Here is a 21,906-nt window from a genome sequence, read left to right on the forward strand (position 1 = left end):
GGTGTGACGGCGTGTTTCTTTTCAAAACGACAAGCGAGGACCAATCGGATGGACTTTCATCTTGAAGGCAAACGGGCTCTGGTCACGGGTTCGACCGCTGGGATTGGATTTGCCACCGCCTTGGGGCTTGCTCGGGAAGGGGCCGACGTCATCGTCAACGGTCGCGGCCAGGCGCGGGTCGAGACTGCGGCCCAACGCATTCGCGACGCGGTGCCGGGGGCACGGGTGCGAGCCGCGGCAGCGGACCTTTCCAGCGCCGACGGCTGCAACGCCTTGATTGAGTTGATACCCGACCTGGACGTGCTGGTCAACAACCTTGGGATTTTCGAACCCAAACCCTTCGAGGCGATCGAGGATGCGGATTGGTTTCGCTTCTTCGAGACCAATGTGATGAGCGGCGTGCGTCTGTCGCGTCATTACCTCACGGGGATGCGTGAGCGCGACTGGGGGCGGATCCTGTTTGTCTCCAGCGAGTCGGGGCTGCAGATTCCCCCCGAAATGATCCACTATGGGATGACCAAGACGGCACAGCTCGCCATCGCCCGGGGCCTTGCCGAGACCACGGCGGGAACCGGCGTCACGGTCAACAGCGTGCTGCCCGGACCCACCCGTTCCGAAGGGGTGGCCACCTTCGTGGAGCAAATGGCCCAACAGCGTGGGGTCGACGTCGCGACCCTGGAACGGGAATTCTTCGCGACCGCCCGACCCTCCTCGCTGCTGCGGCGGTTCGCGCGGGTCGAGGAGGTGGCGAGCATGATCGTCTATGTCTGTAGCGCCGCCGCCTCGGCCACTAACGGCGCGGCCCTGCGCGTCGATGGCGGCGTTGTCCGCGCCATCGCCTAAGAGTCTGTCCAATAAGTTATTGAATTTGTTGCAGGGGTTGTGGGTTTAAAGAGAAGGTTCCCAAGAGGGGCCAGTGATGTGGACAACCGAAAACCGTTACCGTTATGATCGCCGTCCCCTGCGCTACTCCAGCGACGTCACGGATGGAGAATGGGGACTGATCGAGCCCAGGCTCCCTCCAGGGCCCAATAAGAGCGAAGCGGCCACCAGGTTAAATATAAGCAAACGCTTAACAACGGCCGCTCCCGGCGGCCGAGGCTCATCAAGCCGCCGGCACTCACCGCCAAAGATTCTCGAACCGTTTGGCCGCCGTGCGGGTGTAGACCGCGGTGGGCTTCCGATCGCGGTGGCCGAGGTCATCCTGGGCACAACTCGGTTTCGCGCAGCCCATGCCCATAGGTCAACAGCCTCATGGCTATTTGCGCCCAACCCCTCGAAAAGGCAAAAATTAGCGTTTGCTAATACGCCTGCTCACCCAGCACGCCTTCTCGCAACGCTCGGTTCCAGAAATCCGGGCCGTTGTAACGCTCGGCGAGCGCATCAAGATCGACGACCAGGGCGCGCTGCGTGAACTCGAACCTTCCGAACAGGTTGATGTGCTGCCGCCAGGCGACAGGGGGAGATGCGCCTGAGGATCTCGATCGCCGCCGTGTCTCCGGCGGCCTGCTTCTGCGCGTAGATCCGCGACAGCAGGGCGGTGTTGTAGTAGATGACCGCGTTGGCGATCAGAACCGCCGTGATAGCGAGTTTGCAATCTTCCGTCTCGCCTGGATGTTCGACCACGGCCTCCAGGGCGGTGGCCTCACGGTTGATCCGCCGCCGCCAGACAATCGGTTTGACACCGGGCTAACGCCGCCGGCGTCGCGCCACGCGTTGCGTATAGCGGTTCATCAGCGGTGTCACGGATATCCCGTGCGCGACGATGGAAACGACCACCGTGGTGAGGGTCAGCGCCATGACTTCGCGCGCCAACGACTCCGGCAGACCATGGCTGATGGCGTACATCAGATAATAGATGGAGCCGATGCCGCGGATCCCGAACCAGGAGATCAGCAGACGCTGGTCGCGTGACACCGGCGCACCGAGGAGCCCAAGCCAAACCGACACCGGGCGCACGACCAAGAATAGGAGTGGAATAAACCAGACGGCGCTGACCGGAAGATCGATGTACGGGAGCATCGCACCGACCACCAGTACGATCGCGACCTCCGCGATCCGCTCCAGTTGCTCGTTGAACCCCTGGACTTGCCGCATCAGGTACGCCCCGGCATGGTCCGCGTGGGTGGCGAGCGTGGCCTGTGCCTCCCGCTCCGACAGGCCGGGATCGGGGGCCGGCAATGGGTGCGCGTGCCGGGGTTCCCCGTCCACCCGCTGGAGGGCAAGACCCGCCGCAAACACCGCCAGAAAGCCATAGCTGTGGCACACCACGGCGAGCCCGTACGCCAAGGCGATGAGGCCCAGCGCGAGGAACTCGTCCAGGCCCACGGACGCCTGATGGCGGCGGCGCAGATAGACCACCAGCCGGCCAATCAGGGTACCCAGGGCACCGCCAATGAACAGGCCCGCGGACGTCGCCCACAGCACATCCACCGCGAGCCAGCGCCAGCCGTTAGCGCCCAAGTCATGCAAACCGAGCAGGCCGAGACCCAGCATCACGAAGGGGAAGGCGGCGCCATCGTTCAGACCGCCCTCGCCGGTGAGGCTGAAGCGCAAGCGGTCGCGGTCGCTGGCCTCCTGGACCTGGACCTCGGAGGCCAGCACCGGATCGGTCGGCGCGAGGATCGCCCCCAGCAGGATTCCGGCGCCCGGTGACAGGCCCAGCCCGAACACGGCGATGGCCGCGATCAGGGCCACGGTCAGGCTCATGGAGACCACAGCGAGGCGCGCCGGCAGACGCCAGCCACGGTCCGAGAGGGGAAGGCCCAGTTTCAGGCCGACCGCGAACAGCGAGATGAGGACCGCGATCTCCGTCACGCGCTCCAGAATGGCCGCGTCGAGGAGGGGATCCGGCGCCATGACCGCCCACCCCGCGGGACCGAGTGCGTAGCCGACAGCCAGGTACAACATGGCGGTACTCACCGGGAGCCGCCTCAGCGAACTCCCCGCGAGGGTCATGGTGGTGAGCAGAACCCCGAGGAGGATGGCCCAAATCTCAAAGGTCATGGTCTACCGGACCGGCCGGTCGCATCGCCTAGTTGGACGAAGCCGCTGCGCGGAGAAAACCCCTGCGGCGGCGGCCTTAGAATGTAACCTCACGCCCTCGCCTGCGAGGGGCAGTCTTCTCATGATCATGAGGTTACGCCAGTCTGTCGGTCTCCGGGGGGCGCTCACGAAACGGAAAAATCGTACGGTAAGGTCAAGCCTGTCAGGTTGAAGTCTCCGAGTCTGCTCAAGAAGTTCAGATTGAATGACAGAGGGATGCCGCGTCTGCGCGGCGTCAGTCCACGTTAGGCGCGCCTGCGAGACGCACCTCCCCGGCGGCCAGCGCCACCGCTCCGCCGCGGGTTGGAACGCCGCTTCACCATGAAGCGGCGTGTTCGCCGGTCGTCTCGTGGCCTTGAATCCGCGTCGCCCACGGTTTGGCACACGCGGGTGCTGACGGGCGCCTCCCGTTCACGCCGTCCTTCGCGGTCAGATCGCGCGCTCAACGCGCCGGCATGGCCGCTTCTCCCTCAGCCCGCACTCCGCTCGCGCACCTCCGCCAGGCGCTGCCTGACCACGAGTTCCCCGTCCCGCCAGACCGTGCGCATGATCTCCTCCCACTCGCTGTCGATAGGGGCCTGGTCCGTGCGGAAGGTCAGATACTCCCCGGTGAGGCGGCTTCTGAAGGTCGACAGCACGCCTTTCTTGGAGGCCTTGCCGGGGTCGTCGGCGGGCGCTTTATAGACCTCATGCCAGCCGTCGGCAAAGAGGATGGCGGAGGTTTTCATGGCCATCTTCTGGGTGTCGCGATGGACCTGTTGCAGCAAAGCACCGCCCATGCCGAAGGCGATGTTGTCCGCCGCATAGCCGTTGGCCTTAAAGGTCGCCAGGATCTCGCGAATGGAGCGATGGTTGATGCCGTCGCCATAGATCACGCGCACGGCGTTGAGCACCCGGTAGCCCTTGCCGTTGACCACATGGCCGAAAGCTTGGTCGAGCCGGGTCGCTGTGCGCAAGGCGACCTCCACCGGGTTGCCGGAGTCGGGCCGGATGATCACGGTGGCGCCGGAGGCGATCAGCTCCTCGCGTAAGGCCTGGCCCCAGAGGTCACGAACCGCCACATCGAGATCGTAGCTGTCGGACACGCAGGCAAACAGCCGGCCCGGCCGGCCGAACTGCCGGAGCAGGTTGCGGTAGGCGTCCACCTCGTGGTCGCGACCCCAACTGGTGATGGTGGAGTGCTCGGCGGCGGGGATCGAGTAGGCGGCCATCGGCTCATCGTAGTAGCGCCGGGCGTAACGCACGCCGCTCAGCGTGTCGCTCCCCAGGAAGTTGACCAGATGAGCCAGGCCGCCGAGACCGGCGGACTCTTCGCTGGAGACGCCGCGCGCGCCGAAGTCGTGCAGCTTGAAGGGCAGTTGACCGTCCGGGTCGTCGCTGGTCGCGCGCAGATAGTCGGCGATGGTTTGCTTGATCGCCCAGGACTGGGTCGCCACGGTGATGGGGTACCAGACCCGCAGCAAGAGGGTTTCGACATAGGACACCAGCCAGAACGCTTGAGGGTCGGTGGAGCGCACCGTCATCAGGACGTTGCCGGTGGGAATGAGACTGCCTTCCGGTACGGCCCGGACCTCCAGCGGCAGCCGGCCGCCGTGCTGGCGGATGATATGACGCCAGCCGGCTTCGTTGAAGGGCTCGCCGTGCGCGGCGAGCAGGTCGCGGGCCTCGTCTACCATGGCCTCGGTGATCCGGGTCGAGAGATAGCGATCAAGGATGTACTGGAGGCCGAAGAACAGGGTGCGCTCGTATTCGCCGCCACGCGATTCGACGTAGGCGAACAGCCCCTGCGCACCGGGCGGATATTGCAGGAAGTGACTCGTCTTGTAGGAGTCGGTGTCGAGGATCAGGTTGTAGACGATGGAGGTGTCGATGCGGTTCATGATGGGCTCCCCATACATGTTGAATGGCCGGCCGGTCTATCCAGCCGGGATGATTAGCGTTGTGCCCCAACGCCCAGGGTGATGCGCGAGGCGTCAGGCGCCGCCGATGAAGGCGGTCACGATGTGCCAGTGGTCTTCGAACATGATGCCGTCCAGGGCGTAGAAGTCGGCCAGCGGCAGCCAGCGCGCCTTGGCGGCATCGTCGCCGCCCTTGACCGGCGGCAGCTCGCCGCTCGGAAAGTCGAAGTGAAAGGCGTGGGTGATGGTGCGCCCACGCTGGCTGCGCTGGGGGTCGTCGAACACGCGGCTATCCTTGATCGATCCCTTCAGCACCGGTACCGGCAGCTTCAGCCGGGTCTCTTCCTTCAGCTCGCGAATGACGCCATCGATGAGGCGCTCCCCCGCGTGCAGGAATCCGCCGGGCAAGGCGTACAGACCGCGGCCCGGCATCGCCTTGCGTTCCACCAGCAGGATGTGGCCCGAGTGGATCACCACCGCATCGACGGTGACGAAGGTCGGCGGATAAGGAGAGGCCGCGAACTGTTGACGATAGCGCTGGATGAAAGCGTGCTCCTCGACCAACTGGGCGAACTGGGGCAGACGCTGAAAGGCTTCGATGAACTCGGCGGCGGCCGGGGTCAGGGCGGAGGCCAACACCAGGCGCGTACCGTTGCCCTGGGACGCGAACAGGAGTTCGCGCAACTCGGTGGAGGAGCGGCCCTCGTGGTTGGGCATCTCCACCAGCGTCCATTGCGGGAACATGCGCAGGTAGTAGGAGGTCTCGTCCTTGAAATGCCCGATGAGGCCGATGCGCCGGGCACCGATGGGCTCGGCGACGGACTTGACCGCCTCCTGGATGGTGCGCAGCCAGAGATCCTCCAGATACGGATAGTCGGGAATGGTGCGGATGTGCAGCGCCGCGCCGGCCTGCGGAAAGGACGCGCGGATCATCACCTCGCGCTCGCTGGCCATGAACGGATTGCGCGTCGAGCGGGCCGCATTGGCGGAACCCACCAAGACCAGCACGTTGGCCGCCTTGTTCAGGGCCGCCGACAGGATGGCGGCGTGGGAACGATGAAAGGGCTGAAAACGCCCGATGAAGACCAGAAGGTCGTCGGCTTGATGACTCATGGCAGGAATCCCCTAACCAAATTGACGGCGCCTCGGTCTATCCGTAACGCCTGTCTCAAACTTAGCATGCGAACCGGATCGAGGCTAGGGGCCAGCGACCAGCGTCAAACCCAGCCGACGCCACGTCTCCCGATCCGGTTCGCCCTGGAAATAAGCATCGAGCCGCCGCTGGAAGACCGACCGTCCGGTGACACGCTGGCAAAGAGTGTCGCGCCGGATCGGAGCGGGTTAGGTCGGGCGCTGGTCGCGGCTCAATCCCGATGCGCGCCTTGATCGTCTCGATGGCGGGCGGATCAGGGCCGTGGATAGATCCAGCCGGCAATGCGTCCACCGTCGGGATTCTCGGTCTGGTCCGGGGCGATGTCGAGCAGGGTGTAACGCTCGCCGACGCGCCACAATCGAATACGCCGGGCGTAGTGCTCGGGATCGCTCCAGGGGCGGTTGTCGTAGTTCTGTTCGGCCAGAGCGACCCAGCCCTGTTCCAGATCGGTTTCGACCACGACGGCGACATGACCGGCACGCCACTCGGGGTCGCTCGGATCGGCGGCATAGATCAGGAGATCGCCCCGCCGGGGCGCACGGCGCGCGCTCCCGTTGAGCGAGCGTCCAAGCGGAATGACGGCCTGGTCGGACAGGCGCCGGCCTTCGGTCAGGGCCAGGATGTCGGCGGCGGTCGGCACGTCGCCGAAGGTCAGACCGAGGGTCTGGATCCACCAGCGCCGCGCGTACTCGACGCATTGATAGGTCAGGCCCGCATATTCCAGGCGTTCGGGGCGCTCGCCGGCGGTACGCGCGATCTGGAGCTGACCGGTGTCGGGATCGACGAAGCTGGATTCGAGACGCACACAGGTGGAGACACAGTTGGAACGCGACTCGACGCCGTCGGCACGGCCAAGCGGTGCGCCGAACGCGGTCACACAGGGACCCTCGCACGCACGCTGGGCGGCGTGGAAGCGTTCGAGATCCAGGGTTTCGATGACGGACGGCGGAGCGAACAGCTCGGCGCCATCGGTATGAGGCAGTCGCGCGACGGCGGGTGTCGTGACCTCATCCCGGTTCGCGATCCAAACCAAAACGCCCGCGAGAACGCCGGTCAGCAGTAGGATGGTCGCCAAGCGTCGGCGCGAAAACCCTTGGTTCGGGCGCCGATCGGGAGGACTGGGCGGTGTCGCCGTGGGTTCCGTCATGGTCGGAGTAAACCCAGTTGGGTCGGGGGCGGAATGGCGGTCTTCATCCAGGTTCAGTAGGCCGGACAACTCAAGTTCGGGCATCCGCGACGTGATGGGAGCCTTCGAGTCTACCCCGTCGTCTTCACCCGCTCCAGGCGTCGTGTCGAGATCCATCTTATTCGATCCGGAAGTGTCCGAGCTGCGATTGCAGCCGGTTCGCCTGGTCCGCGATCTCGACGGCGACCGTGGCCGTTTGGCGGGCGCCATGGGCGGTCGTGCGCACCTCCTCGGAGATCTGTTGCAGGGTCCGGTTGACCTCGGTGGTGGTCGCGGTCTGTTGCTCGGCGGCGGCGGCCATGCGCTCGACCTGGGCGCTGACGGTGTCGATCTGCTCCAGGATGTCCGCTAGGGCATGGACCGAGGCGTGGGCCTCGGCGGTGCCGGCATCGACCTCGCCAACACTCGCGTGCATCGCGCCGACGAGTCCCTGGATGTCGCGTTGCACGGCGGTAATGCGCTCGGCGATATCCTGAGTGGCGTTGGTGGTGCGCACGGCGAGCGCGCGCACTTCATCGGCGACCACGGCAAAGCCGCGTCCCTGTTCACCGGCGCGCGCGGCCTCGATGGCGGCATTGAGGGCCAGCAGGTTGGTTTGACGGGCAATGGTCTCGATGGTGCCGACGATCTCGCCGATTTCCTGAGAGCGGCGCCCGAGTTCGCCCATGACGCCGGCCATGCCCTTGACCCGTTCGCCCAGCTGACCGAGCGCGGCCATGGCTTCGCGCACCACGCCCGCGCCGGTGTTGGCCGAGCGGTTGGCGTGGCGCGTGCCCTGGGCCGCCTCGATGCAATGGCGCGCGATCTCGGCGGCGGTCTGGTTCAGGGCCTCACTGGCGGCCTGGACCGCTTCGACCTGTTGAGCGACGCGCGAGGCGCCCTCGGCGATGGTTTTCGAGGTGGCCGAGAGCTGCGTCGAGTCCTGGCCAAACCGCACGCCGGCCTGCTGGATTTCGCCAATGAGGGCAGACAACTGATACGCCATGCGGTTGATGGCCACGCCCAACCGTCCGAGTTCATCGTCGCTGGTCGGATGGATCCGGATTCCCAGCTCGCCGGCGGCGATGCGGTCGACCTCGCGCGCCAGAACCGCCACCTCACGCCGCAGAACGCGCGTCAGTACCCACGACAGTCCAAGCCCACCGGCGAACACAAGCAGCGCCATCAGCAGGCAATCCCACAGGGTCTGGCGGAGCTGCTGCGCGATGTGCGCGAGTGGGATATCGGCGCCGATCACATACTCGCCCCCGGCCGGCGAGCGGGCGGGAATGAAGATCGAGCGGAAGGTACCCCATTCATCGGTGTATTGATCGTACTGGATCCGACCATCGGCGAAGGCCGCCAGCAAGCCCGCGCTGGGATCGGGATAGGGATCGTGGAGCCGGTTGAAGTCGCCCTCGGCCGCCTCCTCGGCGGTGTAACTCGACAGCGTGAACCCGAGACCACCGTCCTGACGCGCCACCGTGTAGAGATACTCGACCCCGGCCCGCGACGCGAGCGTCGACAGGGCATCGAGCCAGGCCCGATAGGTGTCGGGCGGAATCTCGGACTGGGCGGTCAGGCGATCATGGACCTCATCGGCGATCAGACGCACCGCCTGGGCGCTGGCCTGCAAGGTCTGGTCGATTCCCTCCATGATCGCCTGCTTCTGCCGGGCGTAGGTATAGAGCGTGAAGCTCAGGGTCGTGGCGACATTCATGACCAGCATGGCCAGCAGCAGCTTGGTCGAGAGGCCCGAGCGCTTGAGAAACAGGAGGTGCATCGTTGTCGATCTCCGCACTCAACCAACGGCCTGACGCGCCAACCCGGCCCGCCAGTCCTCGACGAAGGCCTCGATGGACGCGATGAAGTCGGGGTCATGCTCGGTGCGATTGATGGTGGCATGAATCAGGACGCCCGCCCCCGACGGAGCGGGATCCTCAAGAGCCGTCCGTGTCCAGGCGAAGGCATTGGGGCAGGTCGGCAGCGTGAAGCGCACACCCTCCCGGATACACTCGCGACGGATCTCAAACTGTCCCCAGAGACAGTAGATCTCGCCCTCGTCGCGCGTGTTATCCCAATGCAGCACGCGATCGATGGAGGCGCAGACCGCGCTCAGACGCGGCCCGGTCAGGTGTGGCTGAAGTGACTGGGCGCTCCAGTCCGCGGGTGATGTGGCGAAGAATTCCATGGGCGTTGCCGGGTGATCGAGGACGCGAATCACGGATGATAGCGGCAAGCCGACCCGAAGCCGCGCGCTGTTTGTCAGGAGATCCATCATGCCGATCGATCCGGAGGCCCTCGAACGCGCCCGCGCCGCCTGGACCTTTCGTGGCCAGGCGCGCCCCGCGTTCGCCCACGTCCCCGGCGCGGGACAGGAATCGGTCTGGGACTATCCGCGCCCGCCAAGGTCTGTCCGCGATCCGCGCCGCATCGAGATCCATGCCGGACCCCAGTGTCTGGCCCGATCGGATGTCAGCGTCCGGGTGCTGGAAACCGGCAGTCCGCCGACCGTCTATCTGCCACCCGACGCCTTCGATGTCTCACGGTTGCGGCCCTCGCCGCGCCGCACACTCTGCGAGTGGAAGGGCGAAGCCCACTATTGGCACGTCGAGGGGCCAGACGGACTTATCCACGAGGCCCTCTGGAGCTATCCCGAGGCCAGGGGCGAGGCGGCCGTGATCGCCGGCTGGTTCTCCGCCTATCCGGCCCGGTTGCGGTGTGTCGTCGCCGGAGAGGCGGTGCGCGCGCAAGCCGGCGGCTATTACGGCGGCTGGATCACCGCGGAGATCGTGGGGCCGTTCAAGGGCGAGCCGGGCACGGGACATTGGTGAAGCATCACCGGAAGTCCACCTGGAGCCGTTCCCTAAGCTTGGTCAATCGCCCGCCCCCGGTCTGCTTGACCGCCATCGCCAAGGCCCGTGGCTGGGCGAGCGGCACCACCAGACGCTTGCCGCGCGTCACCGCCGTATAGAGTAGGTTGCGTTGCAGCAGGCTGTAATGCTGGGTCGCGAGCGGGATCACGACGGCGGGATACTCCGAACCCTGGGCCTTGTGGATGCTGGTCGCATAGGCCAGCTCCACCGCGTCCAGTTCGCCCGTCTCATAGACCACGGATCGACCGTCGAAATCGATCGTCAGGACGCCCTCCTCCACGTCGATGGTCTGAATCCGCCCAATGTCGCCGTTGAAGACCTCCTTGTCGTAGTCGTTGACCAACTGGATGACCTTGTCGCCGGGGGCGTAGGTCGAGCCGAAGCGCTCGAGTCGGGGCTGGGACGCGGGATTGAGCACCGCCTGCAGGGCGACATTGAGCGCCCGCGCCCCGAGTCCACCCCGGTTCATCGGCGTGAGGATCTGCACGTCGCGCACCGGATCGAGCCCGAAGCGTTGCGGGATGCGTTCGGTGACCACCCGGATCAAGCGCTCATGAATCGCTTCCGGGGTGTCGCAACGGATCAGATAGAAATCGCTGACGGGACGCTCGGGCGCGGGATCCTCTGGCCACTGTCCGGCATTGAGGCGATGGGCGTTGACCACGATCCGGGAGGCCTCCGCCTGCCGGAAAATCTCGGTCAGACGCGCGGTCGGGATCCGGCCCGAGCCGATCAGATCGGCCAGCACGGCGCCGGGTCCGACCGAGGGCAACTGATCGACATCGCCCACCAGCAGCACGCCGGCCCGGGTCGGCACCGCGCGCAGCAACTGGTTCATCAGCGCCACGTCGACCATCGACACCTCGTCGCACACCAGCAGATCCAGGTCCAGCGGCTGCTCGGCGTTGCGCTTGAAACCCATCGTCTGGGGATCGAACTCCAGCAGCCGATGGATGGTCTTCGCCTCCTGGCCGGTCGACTCCGATAAACGCTTCGCGGCGCGCCCGGTCGGGGCGCAGAGCAACACGGCCACGCCCTTGGCGCGCAGGATGCGCAAGAGGCTGTTGACGACGGTGGTCTTCCCGACCCCTGGCCCCCCGGTGATGATCGCCGTCTTGGCCGCCAGAACGGCGCGGATGGCACCGCGTTGGGAGTCCGAGAGGGCGAGTCCGGTTTGTGTCTCGACCCAGGGGAGCGCCTTCTCGGCGTCGATGGTCCCCCAGGGCGGCGGATCGGCCTGGAGGCGCTGGAGGTGGCGGGCGAGGCCCAGCTCGGCCCGCTGGAGCGGCGCGAGAAAGAGCACCGGGCGATCCGCGATGGTCTCGGCGATCAGCCGTTCCTCGGCTAACTCCGCCGCGATGGCGTCTTCGATGATCGGCGCCGGAATCTCCAGCAGGGTGACCGCTTGCCCCGCCAAGGCTTCATGCCAGGCCGCGCAGTGGCCTTCGCCCGCGATCTCCTGGAGGACATGGCGGACCCCGGCTTGGGCGCGCATCAGCGAATCGCGCGGGATCCCCAAGCGTTCCGCGAGGGTGTCGGCGGTCTTGAAGCCGATGCCGTGGATATCGAGGGCGAGCCGGTAGGGATTCTCGCGGACCTTCTCGACCGCCTCATCGCCATAGGTCTTGTAGATGCGCACGGCGCGCGCGGTGCCGACCCCATGGGATTGCAGGAAGACCATGATCGCGCGGATCACCTTTTGTTCGGCCCAGGCGCTGGTGACGCGCTGCTGACGCTTGGGACCGATGCCGTCGAGTTCCAGCAACCGTTTGGGTTCCTGCTCGATGATGTCGAACACCGCTTCACCGAACGCCTTCACCAGCTTCTTGGCGAAGTGCGGCCCGATGCCCTTGACCATCCCGGACCCGAGGTACTTTTCGATGCCGTCGAGGGTGCGGGGCACGATGATACGCAGGTCGACCGACTTGAACTGGAGTCCATGCTGTCGGTCGTTGACCCAGACGCCCTCGGCTTCCAGATACTCGCCGGGGGTGAGGCTCGCCGCCGAACCGATGACCGTGATCAACTCGCGCTCGCCGCGCACCTTGACCCGCAGCACACAGAAACCGCTTTCCGGGCTATGGAAGGTGACGCGCTCGATGGAGCCGGAGAGGCGTTCGCGTGGGGCGGGCGATGGAGAGGATGACATACTTGGATCATAGCGCGCCGCGCGGGAGCAAAGGCCCGAAATGGAGGCCGCATTGTCGCTCAAGGATGGACGTCTGCCGCGTTGATTCTGGTGGTCACTGTCAGCACAGAATGATTAGTCCTATGCGTCCTCTCTATCCGCTCGCTCGCCTATCCCCCGTCAAGGATGAGATCCTGGTCATCGCCATCCGTCATGAATCGGTATCGCCGGCGACTCGTCCCGATGCTCGCACACCTCACGAAGCTGTCAGCCACCCGCGAGGCCGCTTTGCCGTGGGAGGGGACGGTGATTTTTTGCTTCGAGGGCTGGGATACCGATCCACGCGAGACGGCGGAGATCCCCGAGATCCGCGCCTATTTCGAGACCCTGACCGCCGCTTGGCCGTACTGGTGGCCTTACATCGAGAAGGTCGGCGATACCTTCCCCCATGTGCTGCGGCGGCTGTGTGGCGGTCGGATCGAATCGATCCAGCCTGGATTGGTGGGCTGGCGATTCGAGGATTTAGGCGAAGTGAGCCAAACGGTCATGTGGCTATTCACGGGCATGAATCGGCTCTACGGCGACCTGGATCTGCCGGAGCAGAATAACGAGCGCATCTCGGAGGAGATCGCCGAGCTGTTGCGCAGCACGCTGGGAGGTTAATCCAGGCTCCAGGTCGGCGGCCGTTAAACCAAGCTGTGGCCCATCGAGATGGGCGGGCCAGCGTTTCCGGCCCGTCTTCGTGCCAATGCTCTGTTCAATCCGACACCACGAGGACACTCCATGGAAATTTCCAGTTCAACCGCCGGCCTGGCATCGCGTTCATGAACGACGAGGCGATCATCGCCGCCACCCGTGAATGGATCGAACTGGCGGTCATCGGGCTCAACCTGTGCCCCTTCGCCAAAGCGGTCTACGTGCGACACCGGGTGCGGTTCGTGGTGAGCCGGGCGCGGCATCTGGACGGACTCTTGGAAGACCTGGATCGGGAGCTGGAGTTTCTGGCCGCCGCCGACCCCGCCGTGGTCGAGACGACCTTGCTCATCCATCCCACCTTGCTGCCGGACTTTCTCGATTTCAATGCCTTTCTCCCGCGAGCCGAGGCGGTGGTGGAGGAACACGACCTGCGAGGTGTGATCCAGATCGCCAGCTTTCATCCGGCCTTCCAGTTCGCGGGAACGCAACCCGGCGACCTCGGGAACTTCACCAACCGGGCGCCGTTTCCGACCCTGCACCTGCTGCGCGAGGCCAGCATCGACCGGGCGGTGGCCGCCTTCCCCGAAGCCGAAACCATTTATGAGCGCAATATCGAGACGCTCGACGCCTTAGGGCCGGCGGGATGGCGGGGTTTGTGGAGCCAGCCGTGAGCCGGGCGTGACCAACCGGCGGGGCTGTCGGACGGTGGAGATCAACGACCGGCCTCATCGCTATCCGGGTCTGAACGGCGCAACGGATATCCCTACGTGGATCGGCCCTGTCGTTCCTGGAGGTGGCGCACGATGGCACACCGCGCCTCGGCCTGGGTGGCGCGCTCGGTCAGGATCGCGACCTCGATACGCCAGGCGTTCAATGTCCGCTCGGCCTCGCCAGGCTCGGTCCGCTCGTTTGCGGCACGCGGCTGGATGACCTCCTGTTTACGCGCGATCCGCTCGCGTTCGCTCGGCATGCCCTGCCACTCGTGACCGAGGGTTTCGATCTGGCGATGCAAGATTCTGATCTCCTCATCCTGTTCCGCGCGCCGCGCGGCCCGTTCGGCGATCATCCCCTGGGCTTCCCGCGGGGACGCACGGGCTTCCTGGGATCCGCTCACGAAACAGACGCAAGCGTACGCGCCGCACACCGATGGCTGTGCGCCTGAAGAACGTGTGCGGCCTCTCATTACGGAGGAACTGGTGAGGCTGTCGATTGGAATGAAATCCACCTCCGCCAAACCGCACGACCGCATCGGGGCACGTCTCGCCCGCGGATGTCCTTGATCCACATCTGGTAGCCACGCGCTCCGGAGCCACGCTCAACCTGTGTCCGCCGCAGACGGCGCTCAAGAAGGCGCGAGCCGTCATCGAGCGCGAACGGCGTCTGGCGTGCTATCGCGGTGCGCCGCCGAGCGATCACTCAACCTGTGTTGGAATCCCCTCCCCCACCGAACCCCTCTCTCGCCGCCGGTCCAAGCGCGTTACCAGGAATGGAAATCCGAGGCGGATGCAAGCCTAGACTGGCCGCCGTGCGTGCCAGCCTCGGTCGGACATCTTCGGTATTTAACCAGGCGGATCGCCTCGCGAGGCGTCGCGCTCCTCTTGGCGCGCGCGCAACGCATAGGTCAGTGACTGCACCTCGTTCCACAGCGCCGTGCGCTCCTGATCGAGGCGCCGCTCGCGCGCGTTCGCCGCCGCGAGCGCTTGGCGCTGATCGTCGATTTGCACCAGCCAGCGTGCCGATTCGGCATCGTAGGCCGCCTGGGTCCGCTCCAGCAATCCCGTGAGGGTCTGGAGGCGCGCGTCTCGTTCCGCTAGTTCCTGCTGGTGAGTCGCCTGAAGCCCGCGCGCCTCTCGACAGGTCTCTTCCAGATGTTCGTGGTAGCGCGCCATGTTCGCGGCCGCCGGCTCCAGGCGCGCCACCGCCGCCTCGGCCCTCGCGGCGCGCTCCTGCCATTGGCCCTGTTCCGTGCGGGCCTGTTCGAGCGCGTCCTCCAGAGCGGCCAGACGCTCGCCCAGGGCCGCCTGTCTTGGCGTCACGGCGTCCAACTGCTCCCGGGCCTCGCTCAGCTGCCGCTCAAGCGCCTCGATATGACTGGCGGCGACCTGGGTCTGCTGTTGCTGCGCGATGAGCTCGGAGCGGGTGGCCGCCCATTGCGTTTGACCCTGCGCAAAAGCGACCTGGGCGGCTTGGTGCTCCTGCTCCAGCGCCAAACGCGACCGGGCGCCATCCGCGAGCTGCGCCGTCAAGCTTTCACGCTCTCCGTCCCACTGGTCGCGGGCGGTTTGACAGGCCAGTTGCCACAGTGTTGCCACCGCGTCTTGAAGCGCCTCCGGCAGCGTCGGGATCTGAAAGCGCCGCGCGGCCTCTTGGATCCAGTCATTCAAGCCGGCCTGAATCGCCTGCTGTCCGCCCTGCCCTTCCAGGCGCGCGCGGACCGCGGCGACGCTCGGGCGCTCGCCGGCCGCCGCCAGCGCACAGGCCGCCGCGTAGGCGCGGCGCCGGGTGTCTCCGTGGGCGCTCATGACGGGCCAGGGTTCGGATAGGTGAACGTGCCGAGCATGGCGGATCTCCTTGTCGGTCGTGGGAGGACAGGCTACATCATCGTTTTCCGTAAAGCGTTTATCAAAATATTCGTTACGCTTTTGATGATTATGAATCAAATTCGACAAGGGTGCTGATCGTGAGCGATCACGCGACCTGGACGTGGGTCCGATGCGGGCCAGCGCGGACCGATGGCCGTGGAACATTCTCGGCCGTGGCGGCGGAATCGGCTGGAAAAACCACGATGTATAGTTTTATATTATTTTATAACAGCATGTTATGAACGCATGGAGCCGCCGTGGCTGAGGCCGACGCGATACCGTGGAACGGTGAAAGGGAAAAATGTCGGATGACGAGAGGCCAGCGTACCGACCCTCGCTGGATGGCATCCTGACGTGGATCAGGACCTCCCGCACCAAGCGCCGATACAGGCTGAGCTCTTCGCAAACCAACATCCCTGAAGGTATATCCCATGGAAAGGGTCCATATGATCGGCTCGATAAACATCTCAAGCGAGGCGCTCAACCGAAGGCCGAATCAGGATGTCGTCATCGTCTTGAATCGGGAGCGTCCAGCAACGCTCCTGGTCGGTCTCGAACGGATCGGCGCGCTGGACGCCAAGGGCGTCCAATCCGCGCTGGCCAGCGTCCCATTTCGTGATGGCTACCTATCCTTGACGCGCGCCGCGCACCTTGGCCGCGTGTAGATCGACGCGAGCCTTGTCATCGTCTTGGCGCACCTGGATGACCTTTCCAGGTTGTCCGCGCTTTTCGGCGAGGTTCGGATGGCGCGCGTCGTGCTCGATGAGGTGTTGCCACGGTCCGCCTTAACCGATGTCGGGCGCATTCAGGCCGCGCTCGATCGAGATTGGTTGCGCCTGGTCGAACCGCAGCCAACCGCTCCGAGTCCGCCAGATCTCGACGAGGGCGGAACCGCTTGTCTCCGCGTGGCACAGGCGAGGGGCGAGCCGGCGGCGATGCCGATGGATGAGTGGGGCGGGCGCTGGCCCATGCACTGGATCTTTGGATCGCTGGAAAGGCGGCTGTGATTGGCCAAGCTCACGAATAAGGTTTGATCCAATCGGTGCGCGCCGTTTTCGAATAACTCGAGGCTGCGGACTTGCGGATCTCGGCGGCGGTGATTGCCGTCATGTTGCAACGGGGAGTGGGATGGATCCGATTGATGACGCCTCGGGCATCACTGTCGGCGAGATCACGGTCCCAGGCCTCGCACCGAGCGCTGGCGTGATGAGGCCGACGATCAGACCGGCGATAGCTGTTCGCACCCAGCTCGCGTCTGCCAGCCGCCCTCTTCGCTCCGCTGTTCGAGGGATCGGGCTGGCTGGGGCGCCCTGCTCCGGGACTCGGCTCTCGGCGCCTAGGCCAAGCCTCTACGAAGAATCATCATAATCCTCCGGTTGAAACACCGCCCTTCAGGGCGGAATCTTGAATTGAATAGCCATAGCCGTTGGCGCGTTGCAGCGCCCGGCAATGGCGGTGTGAAATACCATGCACGACGCCGGTCGGTGTCTGAATGTTGAAATTGCCGGTCGTGCGTATCACGACGCGCCCGAATTACACGCCGGTCTTCTTGCCTGTCGGCACGATGGCGATGACGCGGTCTCCTGTTTGGAAGTCCTTGATGCGCTTATGGCGTATCAGATAGCCACACGGAAAGCCGAACCAATTCAGGCCCGTGCGCTGGTAGCTGCCGCGCCCGGTCGCTTTGATCGCCAGCGTTGGGCGTTGCCATCTGTGCAAAGCGTCGACCTGACCCATGCAGGCGGCGTCGAGCGCATGGGTCTTGGGCACGTCCAGACGCGCACGGTTGAACTTGGTGCGCCCGCCGGAGGCGACCTCGACCGGCAGGCCGGTGGCCTTGAGCGCCGTAAACAGCGCCCAGCGAGTTGCATTGACTGCGGCGGCGTCTTTCAGCGGTGCCTTGGCTTGCGCCTGAATGCGCTTGAGGATGTCAGGTTTGCCCTTGAGAAAGACCGCGACCGACTGTGTGCCTTTCTTGTCATTGCACGGCGCGCAGGCCAGGGTCAGGTTGTTGATCCGGCTGCTGCCGCCCTTGCTACGTGGTTCGATATGCTCGATCTGGAGCGGGACATCTTTCGCGCAGCAATAGACACAGGTGCGAGGCCACTGTTCGAGCAGATACTCGCGGACCTCGTAGCCCGCCAGCGTCCCCTGCTGGTATTCGATGCTGGAGATTTTGGGTTCTGCATGGACTGCATGTCGAACCGTACCAATTCCTGGTTGAGTGCAGTGATCGGGGCCAGGCGGCGCAGACGCGCGACCCATGCGACCATCAACGGCCAAATCCACCCGCATCGCTAGCACAGACAGCTTGGGGTTCGTTGGCTCCGTTGCCGTTAAGCCCGACAACAATGATCGGTTTCTTGGACTGCTAGCAGTTTTATGTAACATCCGGGTAGAAGAATATTAAAAAAAGATTTAAGAACGATTAGATGTTCGGCGGAAATTTATTATTTTATTGAAATATATGAAATTATAGTGTGAAAAAAATGGGAACTCCTACCTCTTTGTACGAATCGATCTACTTCTATGCATGAATAGGCGTACTTCAATGCACGATAGTGTCTACTTCAATGCACAATTGTTCTACTTCGATGCACGAACGATCTACGGGGGCTGAAGGATCAGGTTGGCGAGAACCCGCCGGTAGAGATTCTGTACCTACCTCGATGCACGAATCATCGGTGCTGTGGTGTCGCCTCATGGCTGGCTGAAGTGGAGCGAGTCTACTTCGATGCACGATCGATTCTCGGTGGCGGAAGGATCGAAGAGGGCGAGATTGCGCTGATGGAGACTCGAACTCTACCTTGATGCACGAAGCATCGGTGGTTTGGGGTCACCTCATGGCTGGCTGAAGTGGAGTGAGTCTACCTCGATGCACGAACGATTCTCGGCGGCGGAAGGATCGAGAGGGCGAGATTGCGCTGGTGGAGACTCGAACTCTACCTTGATGCACGAAGCATCGGTGGTTTGGGGTCACCTCATGGCTGGCTGAAGTGGAGTGAGCCTACCTCGATGCACGATTCATTGGTGTCGGCACTGTGGGGGTCACCTTAGGTCTGGCTGAGGTGGAGCGAATCTACCTCGATGCACGAATGATCCTTGATGGCGGAAGGATCGGGCGGGCGAGAACGCGCTGGTGGAGACTCGGTGCCTACCTCGATGCACGATTCATTGGTGTCGGCACTGTGGGGGTCACCTTAGGTCTGGCTGAGGTGGAGCGAATCTACTTCGATGCATGAATGATTCTCGGTGGCGGAAGGATCGGGCAGGCCAAAAGATACTTCACGCAGTGGATCGAGCCGATTGCTCGAAGCGGTACACCGCCAAGGCTATCAGGAACCGTCCGCGCGGCGGGTGTACATCCCCAAACCCGACAAGCAGGACAAGCGCCCCATTGGCGTTCCCGGCGTCAGTGACCGGGCGCTTCAGCGCACGACAGCGGAAGTGTGATCGGCCATCGACGAGCAGGATTTTCTGCCGTGCTCCTTTGGTGGTCGACCTGGGATGGGCGCGCATCGGCGCTAGCGACAATCCACGAGGTGATCGCCGGACGCAAGGTGAGCTGGGTGGCGGAGGCGGATATGAAGAATCTCTTTGGCAGTTTGGACCACGGATGGCTCCTCCGATTCGTGCAAAATCGCGTTGGAGATCCGCGCTTGATCAGCCTGATCCGGCGTTAGCTCAAAGCGGGCATTCTGTAAGATGGGGCATTACATCCGAACTAGGATGGGACACCGCAAGGAGGATCGATCAGCGTACATCGCGAGGATGCCCTGCGGGTCTAGGACGCGCTACGCAAACGGTTGGGGAAGTTCGGTCTGGGCCTGGAGCCAAGCAAGACCAAGCTCGTCGAAATTGGACGCTTTGCCCAGACGCACACGCCCAAGCGGGGACACGCCCGGAGACGATCAAAATTCTGGGTTTCGCCCCCGACTGCACGCGCAATCAGAAGGGCCATTTCAAGGTCGGGCGTACCATGTCCAAACGTTCCTGATCGCGGGCACCCTGTTCCAGAGTACGCATCGGCCCCTGACGATGTGGTTCTTGGCCATCGATCTGATTAGCCAAGCCAAGCAAAGACTGGGTTGTCGGCCTTGGCGTTGAAGCGTCAATTGGGCGTTAGCGACCCCACGGCCTGGCTGATCCAGCATAAACTGGATACATGCGATGGTCGAGCGCGACAGTACCTACACCCTCAAGGGTGACGTCCAGGTGGACGACGCCTACCTGAGCGGTGAACTCACGGGCGCCGCCACCGGCCGTGGCTCGGAGAACAAGGTGCCCTTTGTGGCGGCGGTGTCCCTGAATCCTGACGGACATCCCCTTGACACCAAGATGACGCAAATCCCCGGCTTCACCCGCACGGCGATCGCCGTGCGGGCCGCGCGAGTGCTCGCACCAGGCTGCAAGGTCACCATGGATGGCTTGGCCTGCTTTGCGGGTGTCACCGACGCGGGTTGTCTGTCGCTATCAGGCGATCATCGTCGGCTCCCGCAAACCCAAAGACCTGCCCGAATTCCGTTGGGTCAACACCCTCTCGGGCAACCTCAAAACTAGCTTGGGTGGGGCTTATCATGCCTTCGACTTCGCCAAATATGGCGCGCTCTACCTTGGCGCCTTCGCCGACCGATTCAACCGGCGGTTTCATCTCGACACCCTTCCCAGCCGGCTGCTCGTTGTGGCCATTGCCGTCGGGCCGCGCCCGGAGCGCTGGATCCGTCTGGCTGAGGAATCTTGCTAATCAGGAGGGCATTAGCTGTGGGGAGGTTCAGGGCTAGCATCTCCCACACTCCATCAAATTATAGACAGCCGGTGAGTTGGTGTAGAGCTCGACCGGTATTTTTGGAAAAATTAATCGTAAAAAATTATATTTATTTTCAATATTTTACGGGCCTTTAAGTGCAAACGGTCTTGAAGACCGCTCAAGCCTCCAACGCACTGCTGCGCGCAGCACCTGGGATTGGACTCCCTCTGCCAATGGGTCCTGCCGACGCACTCTAGCCACTAATTTTTCCAGAGTTTCCTCGGATTCTTCAGATAGCAAGATCTGCTCAGAACACGCAGGAACAAAATGGGCCTCCCCAAGACCGACACTTGTCATTGCAGGATCCTCGGCTGCGAGCATAACTAGAGCCTCTCTGACCCAGCGACTTTTACCCTTCGCTCCATACACCGCTGACGACGCCTCACGCAGTGCCTTTTGCATTTCCTCTGTCATACGAACGGACGTCTTCACAGCGAGCTTTCCAGATCAGACAAAAACGATTTCCATGCCTTTGTGACCGCTCGATAATCAGTCCAGTCTAAGTCCGGCAGTTCGGTATCTCCTACTACACGACGCATAATCTCCCGTACCAACCCAGCATTCGATGTCACACCAAGAGTAACTTTGACTGCCGGCCGCCCTCGAGACTGTTTGATTGGAGGGTTGATTTCTCGCTCTGCTGCATCAAGAGCATCCTTCAGTGACATCCCATTCGACAAATGTAATAGCACAGATATCCGTCTTCGCTCGTCATTAATTGACGATATGGCCGCAGCCACTGCTAGGTCGCGAACGACTTGGCCTCCTACTACCGCTTCAAGGACATCTCTCGGGCCATTAGCCACTTGAAGATATCGCCGTGCTTGTCGTTCACTCATACCTATGAGATGACTAAATCGTTCAGCAGTCGCCTCGCCTTCCTCGTCCAACTCACCGAGTACAGCAATGACGTTACGCATTCTTGCAGCAAGATCCAGGTCATCGCGATGGAGGTTCTCCACGAGCTGCAATGTGCGAACCTTCCCTGGGCGTTGATCAGATATCCGCGCAGGGATATCTTTAAGACCAGCTAAACGAGCCGCCCAATAGCGACGTTCACCATACGCGATCCGATAACGCTCCCCATGCCTGAATATCCGAATTGGTTCTAGTACATCGTTCTCGATCATCGAATCAGCGAGATCCTTTAATCGTAAGAGGAGCCTTGTGCGCTCATCAGAATCATCACCGGATCGAGCATTCAATAACCACGCATCATCTGACAACAGCAAAAATTCGTGTTCGGATAGTCTCAATTGTCTAGGATTCTCTGGATCTGGTTCAATCCTAGCCAAGTCAACTCGGTCGTAGTGAAGATCACCATGCCCTGTTTGACCCCGGCGAACGATCTCTCCCATCGCTTCGGTCACTTGAGAAGGTCCAAATCGCATTTTTTTTGGCGTCGCCATGATAAATCCTTATTACCTAACTGATGTTACGCAGCCGCCGCTTTCAAGCGCCTGAGTTCGCCGAAAGCATGCTGAAGCGCCTCGACATAGAGCTTCGCGCGGAGTGCGAAATGGTTGAGCTTGTGGGCCCGCTTGAGGCATTCGAGC

The 21,906-nt window shown here is 63.3% G+C and carries 18 protein-coding genes and 3 pseudogenes; 7 read left to right on the forward strand and 14 right to left on the reverse strand.

What is annotated here, in order from left to right:
- Positions 1-48 precede the first annotated feature (48 nt).
- A complete protein-coding gene (locus CKO27_RS20865; RefSeq protein ID WP_200376855.1) occupies positions 49-843 on the forward strand; it encodes an SDR family NAD(P)-dependent oxidoreductase in 795 nt (264 codons plus the stop codon).
- 540 nt (positions 844-1,383) lie between these two features.
- Here the strand turns inward: CKO27_RS20865 and CKO27_RS24715 are convergent.
- From CKO27_RS24715 to CKO27_RS20900, 7 genes are all read right to left on the reverse strand, one after another.
- On the reverse strand, positions 1,384-1,626 hold the full coding sequence (locus tag CKO27_RS24715; protein WP_200376856.1) for a Tn3 family transposase: 243 nt from the start codon (positions 1,624-1,626) through the stop codon (positions 1,384-1,386).
- Positions 1,627-1,689: 63 nt separating this feature from the next.
- The gene (locus CKO27_RS20875; RefSeq protein WP_200376857.1) at positions 1,690-3,006 is read right to left on the reverse strand and encodes a cation:proton antiporter; all 1,317 of its coding nucleotides are present in this window, start codon (positions 3,004-3,006) and stop codon (positions 1,690-1,692) included.
- A 509-nt stretch (positions 3,007-3,515) separates the two neighbouring features.
- The gene (locus CKO27_RS20880) at positions 3,516-4,925 is read right to left on the reverse strand and encodes a nicotinate phosphoribosyltransferase (protein WP_200376858.1); all 1,410 of its coding nucleotides are present in this window, start codon (positions 4,923-4,925) and stop codon (positions 3,516-3,518) included.
- A 93-nt stretch (positions 4,926-5,018) separates the two neighbouring features.
- Positions 5,019-6,056, reverse strand: coding sequence for a bifunctional nicotinamide-nucleotide adenylyltransferase/Nudix hydroxylase (locus CKO27_RS20885; protein WP_200376859.1), 1,038 nt, complete (start codon positions 6,054-6,056; stop codon positions 5,019-5,021).
- A 293-nt stretch (positions 6,057-6,349) separates the two neighbouring features.
- Entirely contained in the window at positions 6,350-7,171 is an 822-nt protein-coding gene (locus CKO27_RS20890) for a CHAP domain-containing protein (protein ID WP_242471050.1), read from the reverse strand.
- A 229-nt stretch (positions 7,172-7,400) separates the two neighbouring features.
- Positions 7,401-9,044 (reverse strand): methyl-accepting chemotaxis protein, encoded by a 1,644-nt coding sequence (locus CKO27_RS20895; protein WP_200376861.1) that lies wholly within the window; start codon positions 9,042-9,044, stop codon positions 7,401-7,403.
- Positions 9,045-9,062: 18 nt separating this feature from the next.
- A complete protein-coding gene (locus CKO27_RS20900; RefSeq protein ID WP_200376869.1) occupies positions 9,063-9,452 on the reverse strand; it encodes a hypothetical protein in 390 nt (129 codons plus the stop codon).
- 88 nt (positions 9,453-9,540) lie between these two features.
- Between CKO27_RS20900 and CKO27_RS20905 the strand changes: the two genes are divergently transcribed.
- Positions 9,541-10,095 carry a DUF427 domain-containing protein gene (locus tag CKO27_RS20905; RefSeq protein WP_200376862.1) on the forward strand — a complete coding sequence of 185 codons (555 nt, stop codon included), beginning with the start codon at positions 9,541-9,543 and terminating at the stop codon, positions 10,093-10,095.
- Between the two features lie 4 nt (positions 10,096-10,099).
- Here CKO27_RS20905 and recD2 read toward each other — a convergent pair whose 3' ends face one another.
- On the reverse strand, positions 10,100-12,286 hold the full coding sequence (gene recD2, locus CKO27_RS20910; RefSeq protein WP_200376863.1) for an SF1B family DNA helicase RecD2: 2,187 nt from the start codon (positions 12,284-12,286) through the stop codon (positions 10,100-10,102).
- Between the two features lie 285 nt (positions 12,287-12,571).
- On the opposite strand from recD2, the gene CKO27_RS20915 reads away from it, so the two are divergent.
- Together CKO27_RS20915 and CKO27_RS20920 are read left to right on the forward strand one after the other, a co-directional pair.
- Positions 12,572-12,928, forward strand: a complete 357-nt coding sequence (locus CKO27_RS20915) for a hypothetical protein (protein WP_242471051.1) — start codon at positions 12,572-12,574, stop codon at positions 12,926-12,928.
- Positions 12,929-13,089: 161 nt separating this feature from the next.
- Positions 13,090-13,632 (forward strand): DUF1415 domain-containing protein, encoded by a 543-nt coding sequence (locus CKO27_RS20920; protein WP_200376864.1) that lies wholly within the window; start codon positions 13,090-13,092, stop codon positions 13,630-13,632.
- Between the two features lie 92 nt (positions 13,633-13,724).
- Here CKO27_RS20920 and CKO27_RS20925 read toward each other — a convergent pair whose 3' ends face one another.
- Both CKO27_RS20925 and CKO27_RS20930 read right to left on the reverse strand, forming a co-directional pair.
- Positions 13,725-14,027 (reverse strand): hypothetical protein, encoded by a 303-nt coding sequence (locus CKO27_RS20925; RefSeq protein ID WP_200376865.1) that lies wholly within the window; start codon positions 14,025-14,027, stop codon positions 13,725-13,727.
- Positions 14,028-14,520: 493 nt separating this feature from the next.
- Positions 14,521-15,483 carry a DNA-binding protein gene (locus CKO27_RS20930; RefSeq protein WP_200376866.1) on the reverse strand — a complete coding sequence of 321 codons (963 nt, stop codon included), beginning with the start codon at positions 15,481-15,483 and terminating at the stop codon, positions 14,521-14,523.
- Between the two features lie 506 nt (positions 15,484-15,989).
- Between CKO27_RS20930 and CKO27_RS20935 the strand changes: the two genes are divergently transcribed.
- Positions 15,990-16,208 (forward strand): hypothetical protein, encoded by a 219-nt coding sequence (locus CKO27_RS20935; protein ID WP_200376867.1) that lies wholly within the window; start codon positions 15,990-15,992, stop codon positions 16,206-16,208.
- Entirely contained in the window at positions 16,209-16,550 is a 342-nt protein-coding gene (locus tag CKO27_RS24255) for a PIN domain-containing protein (protein ID WP_476718511.1), read from the forward strand.
- 526 nt (positions 16,551-17,076) lie between these two features.
- On the opposite strand, the gene iscB is transcribed toward CKO27_RS24255, so the two are convergent.
- A complete protein-coding gene (gene iscB, locus CKO27_RS20940; RefSeq protein ID WP_420825853.1) occupies positions 17,077-17,757 on the reverse strand; it encodes an RNA-guided endonuclease IscB in 681 nt (226 codons plus the stop codon).
- Positions 17,757-17,816, reverse strand: a pseudogene (locus CKO27_RS25370) (hypothetical protein); the annotation flags it as partial. The pseudogene CKO27_RS25370 and the gene iscB, both read right to left, overlap by 1 nt.
- 1,687 nt (positions 17,817-19,503) lie before the next feature.
- Here CKO27_RS25370 and CKO27_RS20945 point away from each other — a divergent pair.
- Positions 19,504-20,287 (forward strand): annotated as a pseudogene (locus tag CKO27_RS20945) (IS1595 family transposase); the annotation flags it as partial.
- A gap of 491 nt (positions 20,288-20,778) precedes the next feature.
- Here CKO27_RS20945 and CKO27_RS20950 read toward each other — a convergent pair.
- Positions 20,779-21,759, reverse strand: a complete 981-nt coding sequence (locus tag CKO27_RS20950) for a ParB/RepB/Spo0J family partition protein (RefSeq protein WP_200376868.1) — start codon at positions 21,757-21,759, stop codon at positions 20,779-20,781.
- Positions 21,760-21,785: 26 nt separating this feature from the next.
- Positions 21,786-21,906, reverse strand: a pseudogene (locus CKO27_RS24725) (IS701 family transposase); the annotation flags it as partial.

Origin of the sequence: Thiocystis violacea (genome assembly GCF_016583575.1) — a bacterium.
In the GTDB taxonomy this organism is placed as follows: domain Bacteria; phylum Pseudomonadota; class Gammaproteobacteria; order Chromatiales; family Chromatiaceae; genus Thiocystis; species Thiocystis violacea.